A 26,043-nucleotide genomic window follows, 5' to 3' on the forward strand; every position below is an offset into this window, starting at 1 on the left:
TCAAAAAAATCTTTAAGAATCAGCATCTTGAAGAATGTTTATGCAACAAAGCCTCTTTATTTTATAAGAAAACTTAGCGTTCTTTATTAACCAATACATCATAAATAATATGGGCTTTGTTGCACAAACCTATCTGTAAAGGCTTTTTCAGCGATATAATTTTCAAATGAAGAAGCCTACACACAAAATCTACCGCACAACCAATTGGCCCGCATATAACCGAGCACTCATGAGTCGCGGAAATATTGCCATTTGGTTTGATCCTGCTACGCAATGGTATGCGCCATCAAAAGGCAAACAAGGACGAAATCAAATCTACTCCGACGCAGCTATCCAATGCTGCTTAATGATTAAATCTCTATTCCGTTTGTCTTTACGTATGGTCACTGGCTTTGTGCAAAGTCTGATTAAACTTTGCGGATTAAATTGGACCGCACCAGATTACAGTACGCTTTGTAGAAGACAAAAGCATATTGATATTGCAATCAGCTACCAAAAAAGTAGCGATGGGCTGCATCTACTCGTAGACTCTACAGGCATGAAGTTTCTAGGTGAGGGCGAATGGAAACGCAAGAAACATGGACCTGAATATCGTCGCCAATGGCGTAAACTACATATTGGTATAGATGCCAAAACCCTACAAATACGCGCTATTCAGCTTACAACCAATAATGTCAGTGATTCACAGGTGCTTGGTGATTTACTTAATCAGATTCCACAAGATGAGCAGATTGACTCTGTTTATACCGCGATGGAGCTTATGACACCAAGCAATGCCGTCAAGTCATTGCAGATCGGCAAGCACATGCGGTGATTCCACCTAGAAAAAATGCGAAACCATGGAAAGATACAAAGAGTAGCTCGCTAGAGCGAAATGAATTACTTCGAACAGTTAAACGTTTAGGCAGGATATTATGGAAAAAATGGTCAGGCTATCATCGCCGCAGTTTGGTGGAAACCAAGATGCATTGCATCAAATTATTAGGCGATAAATTAATGGCAAGAAGCTTTCCTAGTCAGGTGAATGAAATTCATGCACGTGTAGCAGTCCTCAACAGATTTACGGAATTAGGTCGACCACTTACCCAAGTTACGCCTTAAATTTGGTTCAATTAGGGGCGCTTTGCATTTCAAATCTTTGTGCAACAAAGCCGCTCTTAGAGAAAGTGATATCGATTGGTTCAATGGCACATTCAAAGTTAACAAAAGCCGTGTACGTGGTTTAGAAAAAAAGGTGACAAAAACACATACGTCTCGAGAAGTATATCTGAATGAACGATCAACTCTGGCTTTGAAAGCTTTGCTTCAATTTAAAAAGGATCAAGGCTACCAAACAGACTATGTGATGCTATGTCCTAAGACTAAGGAAACCCTTCTTTAATGAAAAACCACCTAGAGAGCGTCTTGTAGAAGCGATGAAAGCGTGTTCTATACGTCACCGCCCTGCATACAATGCAAGGCATACTTATGCGACGATGTTGCTGATGGATGGCGTCAATCCAATGTTTGTAGTCGATCAACTTGGACATAGTCTACAAATGCTGATCAAACGCTATACAAAATGGTTGCATGGGGATAAAAATAAGCAAGAAATTGCGAAACTTAGCGTAACTCGTACAGCCTAAATACGTCGAAATCAAAAGCTCTTGCAATGAAAAATGTGGCAAATGTGTGGCAATAAAAAAGCCACTTAATATAAGTGGCTGATTTATAACAAGAATTTTGGTGGAGATGGCGTCAATTGAACTCAACTCCTAAGCTATTGATTTAGTGAACCATAAAGCCAATAGCATTTTTCCTGTACCCATTTTTTACCCAAATTAGATTTAGTGCATTGAATCACAAAATTTATTTTGTTCAAATCCATTAACAGGATTTGAAATGGTGTCCCGATTTTAACACGTACGCATTCAATATTAAAAGATATGTTATAACATTACTTTTTTATATTTGTTTTTTTCATGTATCATTCAAGAGTACAACTTCAGGGTGAAAGTTATGTTTGACAATATAGATGCTTTAAAAACAAAATTAGATCAGCATCGTCCTCTTTCTCCTGCAATTGTAAAAAATCTACAAGAAGATCTTATTGTTCGCTGGACATATCATTCAAATGCAATTGAAGGCAATACACTGACATTGCTAGAAACAAAAGTGGTTTTGGAAGGCATTACCGTTGGTGGAAAAGCATTACGAGAACATTTCGAGGCAATTAACCATAGAAATGCGATCTATTATGTTGAAGATATTATTCGTAAAGAAGAACCTTTTTCTGAATGGCAGATTCGTAATATCCATCAACTCATTCTAAAAAATATCGATGATGACAATGCAGGACGTTATCGCCAACAAAACGTGTTGATTTCAGGTGCTACGACTAACCCACCCGACTATACACTGTTGAATGATAAAATGGCTCAGCTTGTCGATTGGTACAATACTGAGGCACATAAGCTACATCCTATTGAACGTGCAGCTAAAGTACATGCAGACTTTGTAGGCATTCATCCATTTATTGATGGGAATGGTCGTACATCACGCTTATTGATGAACCTCGAATTGCTTAAAGCTGGTTATCCACCCTGTGTCATCACAGTTGAAAATCGATTGGCATATTATGAGGCATTGGATCAATGGATGGCTTTCGGAAAAACAGAATCTTTTATCAAACTAGTTTCCGATGCTGTATTAGAAGGATTTAAACCGTATCAAGTTATTTTAGGTCTTTAAAGAAGCTCAGCTTGTACACAAAAAATATCAAATTTTGGGTGTAGGCAAGCCTGAATAGCCACCGAGTTCGATAGCTCCTTCAGCAACTGAAAAACTTAGCCTTTGACGACTTAATAACAATATGGGCAAGTTACTTACTTGCCCATATTTAATAGCTTTAATCTTTTAATTCATAGCAAAGTCTAAAGCCAGTTTTTCTACCTTTATATTTACCTGTAGAATCCAATACTGGAGTTGGTTTGGCAATATAGTTATAAAATCCCGTTAATGTTTTACAACAAACACAAGTTTTATTATTTAACCATTCTCCAAAATTTTTGGAATCAATAAATCTAAGTTCGTGCTTTTCTAAGTATTTCACATCTTCAAATTTCAATTGAATTTTTTGGAAAGATTTTTCCTTCATATAAGGTGGATGACCAAAAATCTTGTCTCCATTTTCATCATAAAAACTCAGACAGTTGTATTCGAACTCTTCATTAGGTTGACCTATAAAAGATGTTTCTCCATTAAAAGTTCTGTTTAAAGGTGGCGAATAAAAACTCAATCCCGAATCATCATCGATCTTTTCAGAAAAGGGGGAAACCTCTATAAACTCATCATAAGTTAATAAGCGGCTCTCGACTTTATTCTTCCGATTAAACCAACTGATAAATGCCATTACATCATACCAAGTCAATGATACAGGCAACGACGTATCTTCATCAGCATTTACTGATTCTAGATTATCAAGCAAACCTTCTTGCTCAAAAACATCCGCTCTACCTTCTAAGTACAATGGGTTTGAAATTAAAAATTCCTGAAAGTCTTCAATTGGGATTAAATCTGAGACCATCAAGCATTTGCCATTTTCTAACCTAATCTTTTGAAATTTTGGCAATTCAATAGAAGAGCCCAAATCTACGAGTGTTTTGGCATAATCAATATACAAAGAGCGTTTTAATAACTCTTCTGTGCCAGGATAGTCACATGCTTTACCACCAGAAAAATAATACTCTGTTTCTGCTTGATGTGACTGCTGTTGCCTATTTCCCTTAAATTCAAAGTAGAACCAACGCTTAAAATGATATTCATCATCAAATTTAGGTACGTCAGCTCTTTTCAAGTACGGTTCGTAAATTTGATGTTTAAATTCTTCATCACGTTGATTTTTAAAAAGGAAGTCATATTCACCTTTTTCACCTTTTAAAAAAATAAGATTTTCATTAAAAGGGATTACTTCAATCCAACCTTGATTGACTTCCTCAATGCGCTGAATAAACAAGTTCATCTTTTTATTACAATGTATCAGACATTTTTCTAAAGCTGATTCATTGTTATTATAAATTTGAAAAACTAGCTCTTTTTCCCTAGGTTGAATCAGCTGATCTCCAAGCAGGTTGAAACCAGCCTGGATATAAAATAAATCTCCACCAATCACGATATCAATCAGTGATCTCGTATTTGGCTGTTTACGCTTCAGAGGTACTTCTAATGTAGGGTTTTGAAGAGCTACATCTACATTTGATGAATCATTTTCATCATAGGGGTTCTGATGTAATCCATAATCAGAATGATCAATTTCAAAATTGTAGATACCTATACCATCATCGAAGTATTGATCATAACGAAAGTTATATCCTGTAAAAATTTTGTCTGGAATAGGGCTATCGCTATAAAACAGTCGATCAGATACATCTTGACGTTGATGTTTTAAACGACTTGCTCCATCACATGGAAACCTTGGCTCAATCAAATCCGCATATTGGCTTAAGTTATGGTCTTCCATAAAAGGTTTTAGGATTTGCTCATAGGCATCCAAAAATCCTGAAAAACCACCTTTAAAACCCAATGAATGAACAAGAGCATTTAAGAGCGTGCAATGACCTATTTTTTCACGATCGCGAGCTACGCTGTCAACCGATTGTTTAATTAATTTAGGTTCTAAACCAAATATTGGCAGAATATGAAATTTTTTAAGAGGTAAATAACCCACAACAGGTAATTGGGTAAAAAAATGTCTTTTAGAAAATGCTTTTAACATATTAACATCCGTTATATTTCGACAGGAAATAAAAAGCCTTCAACTAAATCTTTTGATTTAGAGACATACTTACGAAATAACGGATTTGGTCTTATTTAAGAATATAAGATGAGGTTTTTTTGTTTAAGAGAGTATGAACTCTTAACCGCAGGCTAAAACTCAACCTAAGCATGATTGCTCATTTGAAGCATAGGCAAACTAAAACTTTTTGTCAACAAGCCAAAATGTGAATATTAAAAAAATATTGAATTACAATTCTGATAAAAAATAATAATATATATAAAACAGACTTCACAAAAATCACATAAATATGTAAGGGTACAAAATGTTAAACGGTGATTTAAAAAAAAATGCTATCGATAAATTTGAAAATGCTAAAAAGATTTATGAAGACCTAGGGCAAGAAGTAGGTTCAAAGTCTGAAAAGTTAATGAATCTCAGAAAAAATGATGCCCACAAAATTATTTCAAAAATTGAGGCTCTATTTAGTGCAATTGCGAATAAGCCTAAAGAATTTGATAAAACATTTACTGAATACAAAGCTGAATTTAAAGTCTTTAGCGACATCTTAGAGAAGATTCGAGAAAATGCTCGCTTGGTCGACCTACAAGCTGGTAGCACTGCGGGAGCTGGAGTTGCTGCTGGCGCTGGAGTTGCTGCATTTGCACCTACTGCAGCTATGGCCATTGCAACTACTTTTGGCACAGCATCTACGGGCACGGCCATTTCTGCATTAGGTGGTGCTGCAGCTACTAATGCTGCATTAGCTTGGTTAGGTGGAGGAGCTCTTGCTGCAGGTGGTGGTGGTATGGCTGCAGGTAATGCTTTATTGGCACTTGCAGGACCAGTAGGCTGGGCAATTGGTGGTACAGCATTAGTCGGAAGTGCACTTTTTGCACGCAGTAGAAATGAGAAAATTGCTAAAGAAGCTGATGAAAAAAGAAAGGAAATCGAAGTTCTAAATAGACAATTTAAAGCCGCGTCCTTAGAAGTGGAAAAACTTACGGAAGAGACACAGAAGCATATTGTGGGGATGCAATCTCAATTAAGAACGCTAGATTCAACACTCACCACACTTGATTATAATCAACTAGATGGCGGCCAAAAAGCACTTATGATTTCATTGAAAAATCATGTAGAGAGCTTATGTCTACTTATGAAAAAGAAAGTTGAGCTCTAATTTAATTAAATCATCAGGCAATATTAATGCAAACAACTTCAGTACAAGACCAGATTTCTAGTGCCATAGTCGATGGCATTAATGTTGCTCGACTGCACGACGAAATTACTCAACTTAATTTGCAGGATCAATGCTTTATTAATTCAATGAAGCATGTTGATCAAGTTCGAGAGTTTATTGGAACACCTGAAAATATTTTAGGTAGCGATCTTACTAAACATGGAGAAATTGCAGAACAAGTCGAAGTAGGTATTCGTAATGCAAGAGATGCTCTTGCAGGTGATACAGTCAGAGCTACCTTTGAAGGAGTGGGACGCACTGCGCCCGAAGATTATTTGATTGATGGGATTCAGGTTCAATCAAAATTTATTAATGGTTTGCGTAACAACCTTGATCATGTGCTCAAACACATGGACAAGTATGAAAACTTTGGTCGTGACGGATCTTATTATCATATTCCAAAAGATCATTATGAATTGATTTCTAAAATTCATCGCGGTGAATCTATTGAAGGTTTAAGTCAAAAGACTATCAATTCTGTTCAAGCAAAAATTGAAGAAATCCAAACCAAGTCTGGACAGCCATTTAATGAGGTGGTTCGTCCTGGGGTATCTGATTATGCTGAAGTTCAACAAGGACAAGTGCATGAAACATTAAATAAGCACAGTGTTGACCTAGAACAACAAAATGAAAAACTGAAAGACATTATTCACGATAAACATCAAGCCAACTTAACAGAAGGGCTAAAAGCAGCTGGAGCTGCAGCAGCTGTTGGTGGTGCTATTGCCTTGAGTTCCTCTTTATATCTTAAATATAAAAATGAAGGAAAAAATTTATTTAAGGGCGAGCTAACTAAAGAAGACTGGAAAGAAGTTGGATTAGATACAGCTAAAGCATCCGCATTAGCAGGTGTAACTGGTGCTGCAGTTTATAGTTTGACTAATTGTGCGGGGTTAGCTGCCCCCTTAGCCGGTGCATTTGTTACCGCATCAAAAGGGGTAAGCTCATTAGTACATGACTTTTACCAAGGGAAATTAACTTTCGAAGAGTTTCAAATGAATTCAATTTTTGTTTGTGCTGATAGCGCAGGTGTTGGTCTTGCTGCCCTAGCAGGACAAACATTTATCCCTATACCAGTCTTAGGCGCTGTCATTGGTTCAATCGCAGGAAAGTTTGTATGTGAAATTTTATTAGGTGAAGATAAAAAGCTAGCACAGAAGATGGAAGCTTCCATGCAACTTTTTGTAGCTAAGGTTGATGAAGTTTATATAAATGTCATAAATAAAATTAATACTGAATTTGAAAAAATTGCTGATTTAAGAAGTAAAGCTTTTGACTTGAGTACAAATATTTCAATTGTAGAGTCCAGTATTATGTTAGCTCGTGCTTATGGAGTCGAAGAATCAAAAATATTGAAAAATGAAAATGATTTACAAAGTTTTTTGTTTGACTAAAACAATTAGACATATGCAAAGTAAATGAACTAAGGTAAAAAAACCGCAAATTTTAATATATATTTTTCAACAAAATTACTTGATTGAAATGGGATCTAAAGTTAAATTAAGTTGATAATTTTATTAAAAAATAAAATTCAATTAACTATGAAATAAGGAGTAATTATGGGTTTTTTTGATTCTTTAGTAAGTGCAGGAAAAGCTGCAGGAAAGGCAATGACTGATGCTGTAACAAAAAAGCAGCTTGAGCAATGGGATAAAATGGAGCGCGCATCAGAAAGTAGACTTATAGGACTTACGCATTGACGGATTCAAAAAAGTATTAAAATACTTTATAAAGTATCTGTGATTAGACGAATTAAACATGCTTCTACAGCAACTTGTACATTACCCATTTATATGGGCTTTCTCATGACAGAACCGAACTCTATTAGCTGCACACAACTTGCCGAGACTTATAATATCTCGCATGATAGTGTAAATCGCTTTCTAGAGCGTGAAGACTACACACCTCACGACCTATATCAAGAATCAATTCAACATATTGATAATAATAAACTTATAGTCAGTATTGATGATACTGTTTTAGATAAACCATATAGTCAACATATGGACTTGGTTAGCTATTTTTGGTCAGGCAAACACCACCGATCCGTCAAGGGTATTAATCTCATTACCTTGTATGCGACAGATCAAAATGGTCAAAATATTCCAATTAATTTCCGAATTTATGACAAATCTGAAAGTAAAACCAAGAATGATTACTTTATGGATATGTTAAGTGAAGTACTCAGTTGGGGTGCAAAGATTCAATTTATTACAGGTGATAGTTGGTATTCATCGACTGGAAATCTAAAAACCATAAGAAAATATGGTATTCGATTTATGTTTGGTATCGACTGTAACCGTAAGGTTTCCCCAGAAAAAGGACAATGGTTTCAACTGCGTTTATTGCCAGATTTCCATCAGGGTCAAGTGGTCTGGCTCAAAGATTTTGGCTTTGTACAATTATTTAAGACTCAGTTAAAAGAACAGCAGAGGTTTTATATTGTGCATCAAGATGAAGATGATTTATTGTCCTTTGAGGGTTTTCATGAATTACATTCAAGTCATTGGAAAATAGAGCAATATCACCGGGTGATTAAACAGGTTTGTCATATTGAAAAGTTTCAAGTAAGACGATCTAAACTGATTTTGAATCATATTTTTTCAGCCTTGATGGCCTACGTTGAGATACAAAAGAACCAGTTTGAGCGGATCTTTGAAAATGTATATCGTTGGCAGAAGAAATTATTTAGACCAGTTATCAAAAACTTCATTGATGACTTTATTCTCGATAAAAATCATCTGCTACCACAGAGAATCTATAAATAATAGTGCGTAAGTCCTAACTTATTGATTTCTATAAGCAAAATAATACTTCAGAACGTAGTAATGCAAGTAACCGAGCTTTAGCTTTAGCAGCCATAAATAACCAAAATCAATATAAAGCTCGTGAACTATTAAGAAATGATGAAGACGCAAAACGGGCTCTCACAAGACTACGTGAAAAAATCAGTCTCGAAGAAGGCCGCAGCGCAGATGGACTCAGAGACAGTATTGATAAACTGATAAAATAATTAATAGTAATAATAGATAGTTTGGAATATCAAACTATCTATTATTTTTAAAACTGACTGAACCTATCATCATTTCTTACAGATGGTTTATACTTCTCAATGATCGTTTTAAAGAATATATCGTTAATCTGACAATCTTCTTTTAATGCTAATTTAGCAGTCTCATTTACTATATATCTGAGATCGCTAGAAGTATAACCAACCATTAATATAGCTAAGTTGAACAAATCCAAATCATCAGAACAAGGTCTATTTTCTAAATACTGTTTTAGCATTCCCAATCGAGCATTAAAGTCTGGAAAATCTATATAAATATGCTTTTCTAATCGTCCTGTTCTTAACATCGCAGGATCTATAGCTTTGGGGCGATTTGTGGCTCCAATCACAAGAATACCCTTCTCACCGCAATTTGTTATTTGTGATAAAAACTCATTCACTTCACTTGCGTAATGGTGAGTCAAATTTTCCTGACTTCGGTTAGGTAATAATGCATCAATTTCATCAATAAAAATAAGCGAAGGATTACTCTCTTCCGCTTTTCTAAACAACTTAGCTATCTTTTCTTGTGTACCATGTATATATACACTAGCTAAGTCAGATGGTTTAATTTCAAAATATGAATAACCTATTTCCTCTGCTAGACATTGTGCAATAAATGTTTTACCACAACCTGGAGGCCCATAAAGTAGTATACCGGTTAATGGTTCCACTCCATATTTTTGATATTTATCCTTTTGGATTAAAGGTTGAATAACATCTATATCTAACTGTTGTTTTAGATCATCCATACCAGCAATTTTCTGTAATCCTTTTTTATTCTCGATCTTACTATTTTTGATTTGAAAATTAGCGTTAGATTCTTTTTTATTTATCATTTTTAAAAACTGATACTTAGAATCCAAATTAAATCCAGATATTAAATCTGATTTTAATTCTTGAAAATTTAAAAATAAATTTTGGCAATTTTTATCGAAAACTATTTTAAAAACACTATCTACCTTTTCATAGGTGATTTCATAAAAAGATAAAGGGGTTGATGAATAGCTAGCTCTATGAAGTTCTATACGCTGCCTAATTGAAGTAATATCGTCAATTTCCCAATCAATATCATAATTCCATGGTTGAACACCTGTAATAGATTTATAAAATATAATCATCCATGAAAAAACGTCGTTTCCAATATAATTCTTTTTAAGAAGACGGTTATTAGATTGGTATGCCAAGTAAATTTTTTTAGCTTCTTCTGAACTAAATTCACTAACTTTAACCAAACATAAAAAACTATTAATTTTATTTAAACTATAATCTAAGTATATATAACTAGGATTAATATTTTTGTGCATTATTTTCTGTGAATGCAAATAATCTAATGTGTCCAAAATTGGAAATAAAATTTCTGAACTCTCAAATATACTTAATTTAAGTTTTCGTCTTAATAAATCTTCGAGTGGTTCACCTGAAATATAATTATTAAGAAAATAGTAATATGTTATTTGATTATCAATAAAATTTTTCAATTCAGATTGAATTATCAAATTTTGATGTCGTAATTTCGAATATTTAAGTAAGGTTTTTTCTAATAAATCTAAATCTATACTTGGGAGCTGTTTATTTTGAATAATTTTAAGTAACTTCAGGTCACAAGTTTCAATATCAACGACGCGGTACACTTCACAGCAATCATGCTCACCAAGATATGTTTGTACTTGATATCGATTAGCAATAATAGATTCTTTTGGAAATGTACCGACTCGTGTCATCTTAACCTCAACGTCTCAACAGATCACTATTTACATTCTGCATAGCCGCTTTACTTTCAGGACTCATCAATTGCACAACTTCCCATACAGCTTGCTCAAGTCGATCTTTATTAGGGTTCATATTGAGTAGTTGTTTGAGATTCTGTACTCCACGATAGGCTTCTGAGCGATTTGTCCATTTAATATCCTCAAAACACTCATCTAAATAATATACAGCGCCTACCCAGAAACTAATATCTTGCCCCTGTAGCTCAAAAGCCATTGATGATAATTGGTCCGTTAACTTCTTCGCAGACTGAATATCTCTAGCAGCAATTACTTGACGTACATGCTCTTCTGACTCTTCAACGATGCGATTTGTCTGAGCATTGCCATATCGTTTATTTTGCATGATTAAATCGTTCAGTGCCTCTTGAAGCTCTTGCTTCACTTTTGGCCACTCGCCTTCTGCTTCTTGCTTATCCAATTCAATTAAGGAGTCTTGAAGTTTAGCTTTTACTTCCTCTTTACTAGAACGCTCATGACCTCGTTCATTTAACACTTGTTCAGCCTCATCCAACTGTACAAGCTGCTTCTCAGCTTCTGAACTCCCTTCATTAGCAAGACGTTGTGCAGTAGATTTTGCTACCACAATCTCTTTTTGTAATTCTTCTTTTTTAATATCTTTTTCAATTGTGGTTTCAATCACAACATCAAAGCTTTCATCTAATGCAGGTAGATACACCGACAGCTTACCACGACGTGATGCATCAATATTTAAAGTAACTTCAACATCGCTACCTGCTGGAAGGAAAGCTGAAATATCTTGGCCTGTTATAGCAAATTTACCAAAAAAAGTATTTAGAATTGCCCGTGATCCATCATTTCCACGACTTAACTCATATATTGGAATTAGAATCTGATCTTCCTTAAGACCTGGACGTATATCTTTCATGGTTTTGAAAGAACCTTTACCTTTTGCTGGCAGTGTCTTATTTTTTTCTAGTCCGGATAAAGGATATACACCTTGCTTATTATCTACCGTATCGTAAACTTCAATACCAACGTGATATGGCAGTGTTGCATTGGCAATTTTCATACCCTGAATAATGGTAATTGAGTTTGGCTCACACGGAATATTCGAACCATCTGGACCAGAGAGCTTAATATTAAATTGGTTGGTTTTTCCTTCATTCAACATTAATTCTATAATTTCTACATCGCCTTCAACTAACACCTTACCAGAAGACCAACCACTATCTCCGCGAATGATTTCTAAAGTAAAGGTAGCGGGTAAATTCGCTGTTGATTGTTCACGATCGATACGTATCCCTAAATTTTCCTGGGTTTCTACAGTCGTTTCTGGATATTTCAAACTTAACTGAGCTTTTGAACTATCGCGTTTTTGTAATTCACGAGGGATGTCTTTTGTTGAAGCAAATAAAGCAGCACCTTTAGCAACTGCTGTCATTGGATCAATACTAGTATCTACTTTATCAGTCACTTGCTCTTTAAGCATACGACGTAATGTCTGCTGGAAAGTTGGACCACCAACTAAAATCAGTGACTCTAAATCACTTCCACTTAAGTTATTACGCACTAATACATTCTTAACTATATCAATTGCACGTTGGAAAATTGGACTGACTACCTTTTCATACTGCTCTAAACTAATATCGAGATCAGCTTGAATTTCTTCTCCCTCATCATCTTCACCTAGGTCTTCAAGGAAATACCCCCATTTCTCTTTAGAAGATAAAGTGATTTTTGCTTCTTCAGCATATTTTTTTAATGCGTCTTGAAGTAGCTTTTTAGTACTTTCATTTTCGAGGGTATCATTTAATTCGCATTGCTTTTCTAATTCTGGAATTAATAACTGATCAACAATAGCATTATCTAAATTTTTACCACCAAGATGGTTATCCCCTTCGGTATCTACTACTTTCATTATCCCTTCTTCAACATGCATTAATGCAGCATCAAAAGTTCCTCCACCAAAGTCAAATACTAACCAATAACCAGTAGTAGAGTTAGCTTTAATTCCGTAAGCAATCGAAGCAGCAATTGGCTCTTGCAGTAATTCACAATAGCTAAATCCTGCAAGTTCAGCAGCACGCTGTGTTGCATCTAATTGACTCTGCCTAAACATTGCAGGAACTGTAATGACAGCAGAGTTTATATCCTCATCACGGAAATAACCTTTAAGCTTTTTTAATACTTCAGCAGATAACTCTTCCGAAGTATAAGATCTCTGCATATTTGAAGAATTATAATGGTGATCTGTCCCCATTGTCCTTTTAAATTCTTGATAACCATTTGGCTCGGCTTTTTTTCGATTTTTATGAAAACTGACGGCTTCTCTCTCTAGTGCATTCTTGGCGCTTAGCCCTACAAAAACAGTTTGCTTTTTGTTAAATGAAACAATTGATGGTGTTGTATCCATCTGATTATCATCACTTTTAATAATTACACTCTCACCATTTTCCATACGGGCAATTGCTGAGTTTGTAGTACCTAAATCAATACCATAATCAATTTTTTGACGCATTTTTATTTCCTTAACCCACACTTACTTCTACATCTGCCATACGAATCATTACCCCTTGGAAATTCACTTGTGGGACAATAACCTTGGTTATAATACTTTGACCATTTTCTAGTTCATCACTTGGTATAATCTGAGCTTTCATAGACATATTTTCTATATATTTAGTACCAGTATGATCAATAATTTCATAACCTTGCTCTGACAATTCATCTTCTAAGCGCTCTAACGACTTGCTGAGTGGTTTCAATCCCTTTGTATCATCAGGAAGTGCTGCAAGACGTTTACGCATACGATGAATTTCATCTGCGAGTTTTAAAGGTAAACTATGATCCGGTTCATTATTTTGTTGGACTACTGGGACTATCTTCGCTTGTTCTTTTAACTGAGTTAATACTTCATGTAAACGGTCAACAAGCTGGATATCAGACTTCACAATATTTTCTTCAGTTTGCCGCACATTATCCAACGCTAACTTCACCTGAGATGATAGATCTTCATTCGATTGTGATTGCTTCTTACGAAGTAAAAGATAACTTGCCGCAATTAAACCCACAGCAAAAATAAGTCCAATCAAAGCAGCTATCGTGCGTGCAGTAATGCTGTCATAAATTGTTGCCGTAGTTTGTGCTGTTGTTTTATCAAGCTGATTGAGCTGATCTACAGTTTGTTGTTGAGCTTTGATGCTTTCCTGTAATCTATTTTCTAAAATGCCAATATTTTCATTTAACTTTTTAATTTCCAGTTGATGCTGTTTGTCTTGTTCACTAATTTTTACTGTTAAAGCTTTTTGTTGTTTAAGACTATCTGTTTTAAACTGGTCAAATTTCTCTAGTGTTTGTCTGTTTATTTTTTCAAGTTCCACCAGTTTAACTTCAACGTCTTGCGGTATTTGCTCATTAGATGCCGCTGATACATGTCCTAACATCCCAGCCAATACAATAAATACAGCAATTCTTTTCATTGAATTTTTCATTTTTAAACACTCAATTATTAATTTCTTTTAGGCATGATCATATTAAGTACGATGTATGCAATTACACCTGGCCAAATAGACATAAACAAGCTAACTACAACAAACAAAATTCGTAGAAAACCAGCATTCCACCCCCAAAGTTCAGCTAAACCACCTAGCGCCCCACTAAATACAATATCTTTATCTGACTTATAGAACCCAGGCTCTCTATAAGTTGAAGGATATGTTGAGTTATCATTGGAATGACTTGAGCTTACATTTCTATTTATGGATTCTAAAAATCTATTCGCTTCATCAGCCTGTGAACTGATACTTTGATAATTATTTTCTAATTGTTCTTTAACTTCTGAATTTTTTTCAAAATTCCTAAGTTGTGCCATAACATCACGAACCGAAACAGCAACTCTATAAAAACTTTCTAAATTTTTATCTCGTTCTAATCGATCACTTGCTTCATTAAATTCATCAATTAAGAAATTCAAAATTTTGGTTACACAGTATGATGAGACTGTATAGTACATTTCGTTATGTACATCTACTTTTGCCAGTTCAATTTTAAAGACATTTAAAACTTTTCTAGCATCATCTATGGAATGCAAATCTCGCTTTATATACTCAGTAATAGTTGCATATATCTCTTCAAATTTATCGCTTTCTATTAAATCAACTAATTCTTCTTTATTTTTCTCAATATCTTGAGCCACCTGCCCATAGGATGGCAGTTCCTCTGCCCATATAATCAATTCATAAGCCAAATCACGGTTATCAATCTGATTATATGCATATAGTGAGCATCTTCTCACCTCATTGGCATATTCATTGATAATATTCTGTATTTTATAATTTTCCGAAAATTCATCTATTTCATAAATCAGATCTTCAACTTCTTTCAAACCATTATATTGATTTATAGAACTTGAATTTTGGCGAATTCAAACATGAGGTGCGACAGTTTCAAAAGCCTTATGATAATCAACAAGCTGAGCAAACTTCTCTAATGGTGTAAGCCAATCTAACGCTTTTCTAGGGCGAGTATTCAGTGACATGGCAACTTGATTTAAATAATGCTGATCTGCCTGGTTTAAATCAATCCCTTTAGGTAAATATTGCCTAATTAAACCATTCATATTTTCGCATGTGCCTTTCTGCCATGGTGAATGTGGGTCACAGAAATATACATCTATGCCTAAATCTTCTTCGAGGATTTTATGTTCTGACATCTCACGTCCACGGTCATAGGTCAATGTTTTACGCAGTTCTGCGGGTAAATATTTCAGAGCTTCAGTTAAAGCCTTGCGCACTGATTCTGCCTTTGCATCAGGTAATGTTGCCAAGATACAGAGCCGTGTATTTCGTTCAATAAGTGTTGCTATCGAACTTTTATTGTCTTTACCTTTAATTAAATCGGCCTCCCAATGACCCGGTATTTTTCTTTCTTGAACTTCAGCTGGGCGCTCATGAATAGTTTTAATATCCTGTAATATAGAATCTTTTTTAGGTTCACCGTTAGCTTTTCGCTTTTTATTTTCATGACGCAGACAGGATAGTAAGTCTTTTTTCAACTCACCCTTTGGTAATGCTCGTATCGTTGAATAAATCGTTGTATGGCTTACATTCATTGTTTGATCCAAATCAGGAAATCTCTTTAAACGCTTCGATATTTGCTGAGGAGACCATAAACAACGGATCGCTTCAACAATAAATTTCCAGAGGATTGAATCGATTTTGAGTTTTCTGTGACCACGTCTACGTCTAGCGAAGGTGTTATCAGAAGCATATTGAGCTTGATAAACGTCATTGATGCTATTTCTTTTAAGCTCACGATAGATCGTACTAGGATGTCTTTTAATAAGTTCAGCAAATTTTCTGGGTGAAAAGCCTTCTTTTCTTGACTCAAGCATTAATGCAGTACGATCTTCAAAGTTAAGATGATGGTATGACAATTTTATATACTCCATAAACCCTTTAAATTAATTAGGTGGTTTATGTCGCACTTCAAGTTTTACTCTGCCTTTCATCATCCCGTAACTGCTGACTTTTTTGGATCGCAGTCTCTATCTGATTAATACAAGGTGCAAATAATTTTGTCTCTACATAATCTTTTGTACTAGATGAAAACGCCCAAAACTCATTCAAAAGACCAATGCAATATTCACCATAAGGTTGTTCTTCTAAAATACCTACAAAGCTAATGATCTCATCACTAATTTTTTTATTAACTTGTTCTCTATCAATTTTTAAATTATTTTCCCCAAATACAAATCTTTGGACATCCTGAAAATGGTCATCGGTTAGATATCCTAAATCCTCTAATGCTGATTCGAAATTTTCAGTACTAAAATTGGAAATCTGACATCTAAATAATGAAATAACTGCTCGATTAAGCCGCCATGAAAATTTAGCATCATTTCCATTTTTATTAATTTGCTGATCCCATATTTCGAAAGCTTTTTGAACTTGATTGTTTTCAATGCATTCAATTGCTAATTCATCAACACTATCAACTTTTGCAAACCAGAAGAAAGCATATACCAATTTGTCAGTATCATTTTCTATATCTTTTGCAGCTTGCTGAATTGCATCCACTGTTCTTGTAAGAGGTGCTATTTCAGTTAGATCAAGGGAGTATTTTTTTGACTTACCAAACTCAGCAAATGTTTCTAAATCAGCTACTCTTTTTGCCACTTCTCTTGATGAAGCATTTGCAGTGAGTCCCAAAATACGGTAAGGATTATTAATTATGAACTGCAAGTTACCCTCTACTAATATTTAATTTTTAGTAATTTAATCACATTTTTACATAAAAATAACAATTTATTAGTAGATAATTGCACTTTAAATTATTAAGAACAAGATCTTTGATGGTGCGGTGGTGGCAGTTTAACCCAACATGTAATAGTCTAGGGCGTGTCCTCATTTGAAGAATTGGTTTTAAATACTTAAAATCCTCCTTTAAGTTATTTTTATTTCTATATTTTCAATGGCACGTACTCTTCTTACCGATGATATCTGGCAGCAAATTCAAGATACTATGCGATTACATGGTTGCTACCGTTCAAAGAATAGTAGAAATATCATGGAAGCGATCTTATGGAAACTGCGTACAGGCGCCACATGGCGTGATATTCCTCAAGAATTTTGTCCTTGGCAAACTGCTTATAATCGTTTTAATCGTTGGGCAAGCAAGGGATTATGGAATAAATTTTTTTTTAGATTACGAGGCGTCTTGGATCAAGAATGGGTATTCATTGACGGAAGCTACATACGCGTGCATCAACATGCAAGTGGAGCTCGGAATGGTTTCGAAAGAGCAATTGGACAATCACGTGGTGGACGAACAACAAAAATACATCTTGCAACCGACGCGAATGGATTACCGATTGATTTTAAAATCACTGGGGGTGGCGTCCACGACAGTCAAGTTGCAAAACAACTGATTGATACTGTAGGCGAGGCAACTTATCTCATTGCTGATAAGGGGTATGATGCTGAGCACATTAGAATATATGCCCAGAACAAGGATATGATTCCCATTATTCCATTGAGATCAAACAGTAAGAAATCGAATAAGGAATTTGATAAATATCTATATAAATTAAGACATTTAGTTGAAAATGCTTTTGCGAGATTGAAGCATTTCCGAGCGATTGCAACCCGATTTGATAAGCTTGCACGAAATTACCAGTCTATGATTTACATTGTTTGCATGTTTATTTGGTGTAAAGCCAAATGAGGACACGCCCTAATATTCCTATATTAAATACTTCTAGCTTTACCCAATTTAACCCACCAATGCTAACTACCTGTCCTGCCACAGGTAGTTAGCTAAGAGATCTGATTTTTATTTTAAATTACCACCAATACCTTTAAACTTCTCAACTAAAATCGAAATTTTCTGGAAAACATTTTGTTTTTTAGTTAAATATTGTGGGTTTAATGGACTCATTTTAGGCAAAATTGCATTAAGTTCAGTGCCGTTTTCACTTGCAAATTCCCTCTTCAATGAAGCCATGATATATCTTTTAGTGGCGCCCTCATTCAAGTTTTCATCCTGAATCAGTTCCTGAACCTCACGCTGCTGTTCTATTTGAGCGAAAGTGTAAAAAGAATCCATTACACTAGCTTTATCTTCAATCTTATCTAAATCAGTATGATTAATAAAATCGACGATCAAACCTTCTTTAGATCGACTCTCCAAGCTTGAACGAATCACACGTCGCATATCATCAACCAAAGCAACTTTATCCCTGATCTTTTTATTGCTTTCAAAGATAAGTTCTAAAATATAGTCTAAATTGATTTCTTGTGATTTTAATAGATCAACTTCAAAAACCACATCGTTCCAGTCAATCGTAGACTCTTCTTTTTGCTCCGCTAATCTCTTCCTACGCAACCAATCACGTATATCATTATAACTAGAGCGATAGTCCTGGATTTTGCGTTCAGCTGGCATATCAATCGCTGTGAGCTGTGCTAACTCGTCATCACTTAAATAATGCTTATTTTTAAATTCTTCGACGGCACTAGCATCATTCAAATCAACAGTTTGTAATTCTTTTAGACTCGCATATTCATCATAATTTTGCAGTACGTTTTCTACTCGCAAGTATTCACCAAATAATTTAGCGAACGCCTTTTTATCTGACTCTTTAAAAATTTCATCGGGGTTAGGGAAACGTTGTTCCAACTCTTTGACTACTTCTATAAAGCCTCTTCTTGCTTCTCCAGTTAATACATCGGTGAAGCCTTCCATATATTCTTCATAGCTTTTCTCTAAAACAATATTCTGCGTATTTGGATCACCAAATAATCGTATAGCATCAATCGTTGGCTGTTCTAAATCACGGAAAGTTACAATATTGCCAAATGTTTTAGTCGCATCAAAAATACGGTTAGTTCGTGAGTATGCTTGTATAAGACCATGATAACGTAAATTTTTATCAACAAATAAAGTGTTTAAAGTTGGTGCATCAAAACCTGTTAAGAACATACCAACGACAATCAGCAAATCAATTTCTCGAGCTTTGACTTGTTTTGCTAAATCACGATAATAATTTTGGAAGCTCTTAGTTTCAACACTAAAGTTCGTTTTAAATATTGAGTTATAATCTGCAATTGCTGAACTTAAAAACTCTTTAGCACTACTATTCATAGCTGATACATCAAAACTTTCATCTTGAATATCACCCACGGCATCCTGTTCTTCATTAGCTGAAAATGAAAAAATTGTCGCTATCTTTAAAGGCTTATCACTATTTTTTTGTAACTCTTTTAAGCATTCATAATACAACTTAGCAGCATCTACGCTACTCACTGCAAACATGGCATTAAAGCCTTTACTGGCTATTTGTAAACGATGCGTTTTCTGACGGAAATTAGTCAGGATGTAGTGACTAATTTCACGTATGCGATCTGGATGCAATAAAGCTTGTTTATTTTCATAAGCACTTAGTTTTTTGACATCTTGTTCTTTTTCTATATTTTTAAATTGTGGACGTACATCATTATAATCCACTTTAAATTTGAGGACTTTTTCATCACGAATTGCATCAGTGATGACATAAGCATGCAAAGCTCCCCTATTCTTGTCCTTGTCGTATGTACCAAATACACTAGCAGTAGTTTCATTACCTAATGTATTTTCTGGAAAAATCGGAGTGCCAGTAAAACCAAATTGGTAAAATTTTTTAAATTTTTTCTTTAAATTTTTCTGTGCTTCACCAAACTGACTACGATGACATTCATCAAATATAAACATGACTTGCTTATTGTATATCGGCAAATCATTTTCAGTTTTCATCAAGATATTTAGCTTTTGGATGGTTGTTACGATAATTTTATTATCATCTTTATCCAAGTTTCGCTTTAATCCAGCCGTACTTTCAGACCCGTTTACACTATCAGGAGAAAAACGTTGGTACTCCTTCATAGTTTGATAATCAAGGTCTTTACGATCGACTACAAAAAAAACCTTATCAATAAAATCAAGTTCTGTTGCTAAACGAGCCGCTTTAAAACTCGTTAAGGTTTTACCTGAACCAGTGGTATGCCAAATAAATCCACCGCTTGAGGCTTGACTCCAACCCTTAGCTTCAAATGAGCTTTTAACTTTCCATAAAATACGTTCTGTTGCAGCAATTTGATAAGGACGCATGACCAGCAAAGTATCGCTTACATCAAATACGGAGTAATTCAACAACACATTGAGTAAGGTATTTTTTTGGAAAAAAGTTGCGGTAAAGTTTTTTAGGTCTTTAATGAGACTGTTATCTGACTTCGCCCAGTTCATCGTAAAATCAAAGCTGTTTTTATTACGTGCTGTGGTATTGGCAAAATAGCGAGTATCTGTCCCATTGGAAATGACGAATAGTTGTAAGTATTTATACAGTGAGTTTTCACTATTGAAACTTTCTTTGCTGTAACGATGTACTTGGTTAAATGCTTCACGGATCGCCATACCACGCTTTTTCAATTCAACTTGTACCAATGGCAAACCATTAACCAAAATGGTGACATCATAACGGTTGGCATGATTACCTTTTTGTTCAAACTGTTTAATGACTTGAACTTTATTACGAGCAATGTTTTTTTTATCAAGTAAATAGATGTTTTGAATACGACCATCATCAAAAACAAAATCATGAATATAGTCATCATGAATTTTTCTAGTTTTATCTACGATACTATCGCTTGATTTATCCAAATATGTTTCAACAAAACGCGACCATTCACTCTCTAAAAAATGCACATTATTGAGTAACTGTAATTGCTCTCTCACATTATTCAACATAGCTTGAGCGTTTTTGATATTAGATAAAAAATCATAGCCCTGATTAGTCAAATCTTGAATGAGTTCACGCTCTAAGTCAGCTTCCGTTTGATAGCTATCTATTGCTTGAGATTCTTTAACATATTTATCAAGAACAATAAAATGGTTAGATTCAGCAACTGTTGAATAATTACTCATGCGCACCCCTTAAAGGCAGTATTTTAATACTGTCTATTTCCCTTATAAATTTTATCTAACTCACCAACCAAAAACTTGAATACTCGTTTGTGATCATCATGTACTTCTTTAATTTCATCAGCCGAATGCTTATCATGGTTATACAAATTGATAATTCGCGCATAAGGGTTCGGGCTATTCACAGAATTACTACCTTCAACACCCGGTAATAATTCCCCCCATTCGTTATAACCTAAAAATGTAGAAGTTTTTTCTAGAACATTACGTAGAAAATTAAAGTGATATTTATGTATATCACCAGAGTTTGCAGCCTCTAGTAGTTCATTTTTCAAGTAAAGATGATATGAAAAAGGTGAATCATAATCCTGTTTAATTAATTGATAGGTTATCGTATCACTTTCAGATTTTCGCAATATATATTTGTTTGCACGACTAAACTCGTTATACATTACATTATAAAATAATGGGTTATGTGTAGTAATCACGAATTTAAGATCTGAATTACTCGACTTTATTAATCGCGCTAAATCAATCGCTAATTTAATCAAATGATTTTCATCCAAGGAACTCACTGGGTCATCAATAAAAACATATTCTAATTGATCAAATTGATTAGTTTCTCGATCTGCTGGATCGGCAACATTGAGTATCGAGACCACTTGATCTAACAGTGTATAAAATACACTCCAAATAAAACTACTTTCTTCACCTTTAGATATTTTAAGCAGTTCTTTGTTTTCATCATCACCGCGCTCTAGAGTAAAAGTAACTTCAGAAAAAGCTTTTATAATAGACCTCTTGCGAAAGTAAAAACTGCCTCAATATAGATTTCATGAAATATCAGAAATTAAATCGTTTTTCAGATTCTGAATTCCAGCGCTTGGTTGGTGTACCTCGAGCAGTTTTTAGTGAAATGGTCGAAGTTTTAAAAGAAGCAGAATCACTTAAAAAGAAATTAGGGCGTCCTCATACTTTAGCTATAGAGGATCAATTATTATTAACACTCAATTACTTACGGAGCTACAACACCCAATTGGAATTGGCGGCAAATTACCATATCGCTGAAAGTAATGTGAATCGAACTATTAAAAAGGTTGAAGATGCATTAATGAAATCAAGACGTTTTACCCTGCCAAAACGAAGCATTACCACAGCAGACGAACAATTTAACTGGGTAATTATTGATGCGACAGAATGTTTAATAGAACGCCCGAAAAAAAAATCAGAGTAAGTTCTACAGTGGTAAAAAGAAGAAACATACGTTAAAAGCCCAAGTGATCTATCATCCGAAGAGCAAACAAATCATAGGAGTAGATATATCGTCTGGCAGTCAGCATGATATTAAATTGGCAAGAAAAACAGTTAAGAAATTCAAACATTGTGACTATGTTATGACCGATTTAGGGTACTATGGGTTAGAGCAAGATGGCTTTAAATTATTGATGCCAATAAAGAAAAAGAAGAATTTACCCTTATTTGATGCTGAGAAAAATTACAATAAAATGATTGGAAAAATACGAGTTGTAATCGAACATATTAACAGTCAATTGAAAAGATTTAGAATACTAAGTGAACGCTATCGAAATAGACGGAAAAGATTCGGTTTACGCATTAACTTAATCGCTGCACTGGTAAACCGGATGAACTTGCAATAACGACTTTCGCAAGAGATCTAATAATTTCTTTATTATCTTTATCTCTAACTTTGTACTCCTCATTGAATCTAGGCGTGAGCTTATTATTCGCATAACGCTGAAAATTGGTTACGATATTTCGATCTTGTCCCTGTTCAATCAGAATCCAATCTGTAAAGGAGTTTTTTTGAATTTTTAATTTACGCTCTAAATCTCCATCCAAATCATTATCCCAATAAAACAAATCTTCGGTAAATGCGTTGTAATATAGAATTTTTTCTCGTGTAGGAGATGTACCATCCCCCTCAATGTCCACAATTAGTTTCTTAAACTCATTTGATAAACGTGTTTTTCCAGTCCCATTAAAAGCATAGATTAATTGTACTTTCTTTCGAGCATCTCTTAATTGCTGAGCAACTTCCGCTAAAGTTTTACTCATACTACTCCGCTACCGTTTCAGACTTTGAAAAACTAAATAACAAATCACGATAGTATTCATACTGCTGTTGGCGTAATTCAATTTCGCGTGGTAAGCCATCAGCAATAGAACTTGTTAATACATCAAATTTATCAAGAACTTTAACAATGTGGGCTTGTTTCCCTAAGTGTGGGATTGGTACTTTAATTTCATTAAGAATTGCTTGTGTGAGGCTTGGTCTTCCCGAACCAGTATCTAGTTGCATCAAGTCAATTGTTTTCATAAAGTAATAAAAAAATTTAGGAATAATTTGCTTAGTATCAATTTCTGTATAATAGATTGTATCAACATTCCAAAATGGTGATTCAACATAAAAAATATTGGTAATTGACCCTTTCCTTGGAATCAATACAGTCGGTTTATCATATGCAAAAGTATCTACATACTGCATGACACCACCAGAGCCATACACTGGAATATCTCCAGCCCCTAGTGATTTCCAATCTTTACCATGCTTTATACTCACTACTTCACCCAACTTTCGCCATTCAACCTCACTCTCTTCAAAATTAAATAATTGATCACGATAGTAATTGAAATGTTTTTTTCTCATGCTAAGCTCGGCGGTCAGCTCGGCGGTCAGCTCGGCGGTCACAGCGCTAAATTTATCTAAAATATGAACAATTTCTGATTGAATTTTTAGAGATTTTTCAGGATTTTCTGGGCATGGAATAGGTATTAAAACTTTACTTAACCCATTCGCATTAATTGCAGATATTTTCCCTGAAGAGATGCTCTTTTTTATTTGGTCTTTAAAAATTTTAGTTCTCAAAAAATAGGATACATATTTAGGGTTTAAATCACTTTTGTAAGAAAAACAGGCATCATGAATCACAACATCGTTTTTACCTAACCAAGCAGTTCCATTTCCAATATCTTCTATAGTTTCTCCAGCTGCAACAATAATCACGTCTCCACAATTTGCAAAGCGCAATTTTTTTGCTAATGCTTCATCAAGGAATGATTTTGAATCTTCTGCCCAAACCCCATAATGAGTGTACATTTCACCATAATGAATACAAGGCACCCCCTCTGAAGTCATATCTGTTTTTACAAATCTTTTTCCCCTGGTAAAGCTACCAATATCACCTAATGCTTTCCACTCGATCTTTAATTCATGCAAATTTACTAAAAAACTCATGCCTCACCCTCGATCTCTGCCACAATTGCATCTATATCTTTCCGAAGCTGATCAATTTTAGCTACAGTAGCTTTCAGCTCTGCATTTAATTGTGAGATATTAATAACTTCACGATCATCTTTGGCTTCAACATAGCTACTTACAGACAAGTTGTAGTCATTAGCTTTAATCTTCTCAAAAGGAACAGACACAGCGAAATGATCGACATTATTTTTACGATCAAACACCTGCATGATTTGTTCAATATGTTGTTCGGTCAATAGGTTATTATTGGTTTCTTTTTTAAATAACCCACTCGCATCTATAAACTGAGTAGACATATCAGTTTTATGCTTAGACAACACCAAAATGTTTACAGCAATGGTCGTACCATAGAACAGGTTGGATGCAAGTGAAATTACTGTTTCAACATAGTTATTATCGACCAAATATTGACGAATTTTCTGCTCAGCACCACCACGATAGAAAATACCAGGGAAACAAACAATTGCTGCACGTCCTTTGGCTGATAGATAACTTAAAGCGTGCAATACGAATGCAAAGTCAGCTTTAGACTTTGGCGCAAGCACACCAGCTGGTGCAAAACGATCATCATTAATGAGTGTTGGATCATCTGAACCAATCCATTTCACTGAATATGGAGGATTCGATACAATCGCATCAAATGGCTTATCATCAATAAAATGTGGATGATGTAGCGTATCACCGAGTTGAATATTAAATTTATCGTAATTAATATTGTGCAAGAACATATTCATACGCGCTAAGTTATATGTCGTATGATTGATCTCTTGACCAAAAAAACCATCTTCAATAATGTGTGCATCAAAATGCTTCTTAGCTTGAAGAAGCAAAGAACCCGAACCACATGCAGGGTCGTAAATTTTATTTACATGCGTTTGATTGTGCATTGCCAATTGTGCAATGAGTTTTGATACATGTTGAGGAGTAAAGAACTCACCACCTGATTTACCTGCATTTGCAGCATAGTTAGAGATCAAAAACTCATAGGCATCACCAAACAAATCAATTTGGCTATTTTGGAAATCTTCCCCAAAATCTAACTCTGATACACCTTTCAGGACAGCGGCTAATCGTTTATTTTTTTCAGGAACAGAATTACCCAAACGGTTACTAGTGGTATCGAAATCAGCAAATAAACCCTTAATATCTTTCTCAGATGGATAACCATTCGCTGAACTTTCAATTGCTGAAAAAATTTTGGCTAAGTCTGTATTCAAGCTTTCATTATGATTGGCGCTCTTTACCACATTGCAAAAGAGTTGACTCGGTAAAATAAAATAACCTTTGGTTTTTATCGCGTCATCTTTAATCTCAGGGGTAATGACACTATCAGGCATTTCATTATATTTGATCTCTTTATCACCACCAGAAATATAATGAGCAAAGTTTTCAGAAATAAAACGATAGAATAACGCACCTAAAACATATTGCTTAAAGTCCCAACCATCAACCGCCCCACGAACTTCGTTGGCAATTTGCCAAATTTGGCGATGAAGTGCTGCTCGTTGTTGGGTACTAGTCATTAATACTTCC

The 26,043-nt window shown here is 34.8% G+C and carries 19 protein-coding genes and 2 pseudogenes; 9 read left to right on the forward strand and 12 right to left on the reverse strand.

What is annotated here, in order from left to right; genetic code table 11:
- Positions 1-166 precede the first annotated feature (166 nt).
- From C3F22_RS10615 to C3F22_RS10630, 3 genes and pseudogenes are all read left to right on the forward strand, one after another.
- Positions 167-1,101 (forward strand): annotated as a pseudogene (locus C3F22_RS10615) (IS5-like element IS17 family transposase).
- 52 nt (positions 1,102-1,153) lie between these two features.
- Positions 1,154-1,625, forward strand: a pseudogene (locus C3F22_RS18580) (tyrosine-type recombinase/integrase); the annotation flags it as partial.
- 373 nt (positions 1,626-1,998) lie between these two features.
- Positions 1,999-2,730, forward strand: a complete 732-nt coding sequence (locus C3F22_RS10630; protein ID WP_104426531.1) for a Fic family protein — start codon at positions 1,999-2,001, stop codon at positions 2,728-2,730.
- Positions 2,731-2,887: 157 nt separating this feature from the next.
- On the opposite strand, the gene C3F22_RS18585 is transcribed toward C3F22_RS10630, so the two are convergent.
- Complete coding sequence (locus tag C3F22_RS18585) at positions 2,888-4,753, reverse strand: hypothetical protein (RefSeq protein ID WP_228203543.1); 1,866 nt, start codon at positions 4,751-4,753, stop codon at positions 2,888-2,890.
- 325 nt (positions 4,754-5,078) lie between these two features.
- Between C3F22_RS18585 and C3F22_RS10645 the strand changes: the two genes are divergently transcribed.
- The 4 genes from C3F22_RS10645 to C3F22_RS10655 all read left to right on the forward strand — a co-directional run bounded on the left by C3F22_RS10645 (position 5,079) and on the right by C3F22_RS10655 (position 8,761).
- The gene (locus C3F22_RS10645) at positions 5,079-5,933 is read left to right on the forward strand and encodes a hypothetical protein (RefSeq protein ID WP_104426532.1); all 855 of its coding nucleotides are present in this window, start codon (positions 5,079-5,081) and stop codon (positions 5,931-5,933) included.
- A 26-nt stretch (positions 5,934-5,959) separates the two neighbouring features.
- A complete protein-coding gene (locus C3F22_RS10650; protein WP_104426533.1) occupies positions 5,960-7,387 on the forward strand; it encodes a hypothetical protein in 1,428 nt (475 codons plus the stop codon).
- Positions 7,388-7,552: 165 nt separating this feature from the next.
- Positions 7,553-7,693: a hypothetical protein gene (locus C3F22_RS18275; protein WP_158651678.1), complete on the forward strand. Its 141-nt coding sequence runs from the start codon at positions 7,553-7,555 to the stop codon at positions 7,691-7,693.
- Between the two features lie 39 nt (positions 7,694-7,732).
- Positions 7,733-8,761 carry a transposase gene (locus tag C3F22_RS10655; protein ID WP_079255106.1) on the forward strand — a complete coding sequence of 343 codons (1,029 nt, stop codon included), beginning with the start codon at positions 7,733-7,735 and terminating at the stop codon, positions 8,759-8,761.
- 292 nt (positions 8,762-9,053) lie between these two features.
- Here C3F22_RS10655 and C3F22_RS10665 read toward each other — a convergent pair whose 3' ends face one another.
- The 6 genes from C3F22_RS10665 to C3F22_RS10690 form a co-directional block, all read right to left on the reverse strand.
- On the reverse strand, positions 9,054-10,766 hold the full coding sequence (locus tag C3F22_RS10665; RefSeq protein ID WP_104426534.1) for an AAA family ATPase: 1,713 nt from the start codon (positions 10,764-10,766) through the stop codon (positions 9,054-9,056).
- 7 nt (positions 10,767-10,773) lie between these two features.
- Entirely contained in the window at positions 10,774-13,293 is a 2,520-nt protein-coding gene (locus tag C3F22_RS10670) for an Hsp70 family protein (RefSeq protein WP_104426535.1), read from the reverse strand.
- A gap of 10 nt (positions 13,294-13,303) precedes the next feature.
- Positions 13,304-14,266, reverse strand: coding sequence for a hypothetical protein (locus C3F22_RS10675; protein WP_104426536.1), 963 nt, complete (start codon positions 14,264-14,266; stop codon positions 13,304-13,306).
- 17 nt (positions 14,267-14,283) lie between these two features.
- Complete coding sequence (locus tag C3F22_RS10680) at positions 14,284-15,159, reverse strand: PspC domain-containing protein (RefSeq protein ID WP_228203544.1); 876 nt, start codon at positions 15,157-15,159, stop codon at positions 14,284-14,286.
- A 39-nt stretch (positions 15,160-15,198) separates the two neighbouring features.
- Positions 15,199-16,167 (reverse strand): IS30 family transposase, encoded by a 969-nt coding sequence (locus tag C3F22_RS10685; protein WP_265735218.1) that lies wholly within the window; start codon positions 16,165-16,167, stop codon positions 15,199-15,201.
- 94 nt (positions 16,168-16,261) lie between these two features.
- Positions 16,262-17,017 (reverse strand): hypothetical protein, encoded by a 756-nt coding sequence (locus tag C3F22_RS10690; RefSeq protein ID WP_228203545.1) that lies wholly within the window; start codon positions 17,015-17,017, stop codon positions 16,262-16,264.
- 229 nt (positions 17,018-17,246) lie between these two features.
- Here C3F22_RS10690 and C3F22_RS10695 point away from each other — a divergent pair, with 229 nt between their 5' ends.
- Positions 17,247-17,999, forward strand: coding sequence for an IS5 family transposase (locus C3F22_RS10695; protein WP_104426538.1), 753 nt, complete (start codon positions 17,247-17,249; stop codon positions 17,997-17,999).
- Positions 18,000-18,107: 108 nt separating this feature from the next.
- On the opposite strand, the gene C3F22_RS10700 is transcribed toward C3F22_RS10695, so the two are convergent.
- Both C3F22_RS10700 and C3F22_RS10705 read right to left on the reverse strand, forming a co-directional pair.
- Positions 18,108-21,233 carry a type I restriction endonuclease subunit R gene (locus tag C3F22_RS10700; RefSeq protein WP_104426539.1) on the reverse strand — a complete coding sequence of 1,042 codons (3,126 nt, stop codon included), beginning with the start codon at positions 21,231-21,233 and terminating at the stop codon, positions 18,108-18,110.
- Positions 21,234-21,256: 23 nt separating this feature from the next.
- Positions 21,257-22,024 (reverse strand): AAA family ATPase, encoded by a 768-nt coding sequence (locus C3F22_RS10705; protein WP_158651689.1) that lies wholly within the window; start codon positions 22,022-22,024, stop codon positions 21,257-21,259.
- Positions 22,025-22,065: 41 nt separating this feature from the next.
- Between C3F22_RS10705 and C3F22_RS10710 the strand changes: the two genes are divergently transcribed.
- Positions 22,066-22,888, forward strand: a protein-coding gene (locus C3F22_RS10710) for an IS5 family transposase (protein ID WP_085064288.1) whose coding sequence is annotated in 2 segments (ribosomal slippage) — positions 22,066-22,446 and positions 22,448-22,888 — 822 coding nt in all. Because the reading frame shifts where the segments join, the coding sequence is not laid out codon by codon here.
- Here C3F22_RS10710 and C3F22_RS10715 read toward each other — a convergent pair.
- From C3F22_RS10715 to C3F22_RS10725, 3 genes are read right to left on the reverse strand one after another with little or no spacing between them, the layout of a single operon-like run.
- Positions 22,845-23,306, reverse strand: a complete 462-nt coding sequence (locus C3F22_RS10715) for a hypothetical protein (RefSeq protein ID WP_213064456.1) — start codon at positions 23,304-23,306, stop codon at positions 22,845-22,847. The two genes, C3F22_RS10710 and C3F22_RS10715, sit on opposite strands and share 44 nt — an antisense overlap.
- A 1-nt stretch (position 23,307) precedes the next feature.
- Positions 23,308-24,486: a restriction endonuclease subunit S gene (locus C3F22_RS10720; RefSeq protein ID WP_104426540.1), complete on the reverse strand. Its 1,179-nt coding sequence runs from the start codon at positions 24,484-24,486 to the stop codon at positions 23,308-23,310.
- Positions 24,483-26,033 (reverse strand): type I restriction-modification system subunit M, encoded by a 1,551-nt coding sequence (locus C3F22_RS10725; RefSeq protein ID WP_104426541.1) that lies wholly within the window; start codon positions 26,031-26,033, stop codon positions 24,483-24,485. Before C3F22_RS10725 ends, C3F22_RS10720 begins: the two co-directional genes overlap by 4 nt.
- Between the last annotated feature and the right edge of the window lie 10 nt (positions 26,034-26,043).

This window comes from Acinetobacter sp. ACNIH1, from assembly GCF_002934695.1.
Taxonomy (GTDB): Bacteria; Pseudomonadota; Gammaproteobacteria; order Pseudomonadales; family Moraxellaceae; genus Acinetobacter; species Acinetobacter variabilis.

Excerpts from the sequence above, each read along its gene's own strand:
- C3F22_RS10685 (WP_265735218.1), bottom strand. The coding sequence starts at position 16,167 with ATGCTTGAGTCAAGAAAAGAAGGCTTTTCACCCAGAAAATTTGCTGAA.
- C3F22_RS10695 (WP_104426538.1), top strand. The coding sequence starts at position 17,247 with ATGGCACGTACTCTTCTTACCGATGATATCTGGCAGCAAATTCAAGAT.
- C3F22_RS18275 (WP_158651678.1), top strand. The coding sequence starts at position 7,553 with ATGGGTTTTTTTGATTCTTTAGTAAGTGCAGGAAAAGCTGCAGGAAAG.
- C3F22_RS10665 (WP_104426534.1), bottom strand. The coding sequence starts at position 10,766 with ATGACACGAGTCGGTACATTTCCAAAAGAATCTATTATTGCTAATCGA.
- C3F22_RS10630 (WP_104426531.1), top strand. The coding sequence starts at position 1,999 with ATGTTTGACAATATAGATGCTTTAAAAACAAAATTAGATCAGCATCGT.
- C3F22_RS10645 (WP_104426532.1), top strand. The coding sequence starts at position 5,079 with ATGTTAAACGGTGATTTAAAAAAAAATGCTATCGATAAATTTGAAAAT.
- C3F22_RS10715 (WP_213064456.1), bottom strand. The coding sequence starts at position 23,306 with ATGAGTAAAACTTTAGCGGAAGTTGCTCAGCAATTAAGAGATGCTCGA.
- C3F22_RS10675 (WP_104426536.1), bottom strand. The coding sequence starts at position 14,266 with ATGAAAAATTCAATGAAAAGAATTGCTGTATTTATTGTATTGGCTGGG.
- C3F22_RS10650 (WP_104426533.1), top strand. The coding sequence starts at position 5,960 with ATGCAAACAACTTCAGTACAAGACCAGATTTCTAGTGCCATAGTCGAT.
- C3F22_RS18585 (WP_228203543.1), bottom strand. The coding sequence starts at position 4,753 with ATGTTAAAAGCATTTTCTAAAAGACATTTTTTTACCCAATTACCTGTT.
- C3F22_RS10725 (WP_104426541.1), bottom strand. The coding sequence starts at position 26,033 with ATGACTAGTACCCAACAACGAGCAGCACTTCATCGCCAAATTTGGCAA.
- C3F22_RS10670 (WP_104426535.1), bottom strand. The coding sequence starts at position 13,293 with ATGCGTCAAAAAATTGATTATGGTATTGATTTAGGTACTACAAACTCA.
- C3F22_RS10720 (WP_104426540.1), bottom strand. The coding sequence starts at position 24,486 with ATGAGTTTTTTAGTAAATTTGCATGAATTAAAGATCGAGTGGAAAGCA.
- C3F22_RS10700 (WP_104426539.1), bottom strand. The coding sequence starts at position 21,233 with ATGAGTAATTATTCAACAGTTGCTGAATCTAACCATTTTATTGTTCTT.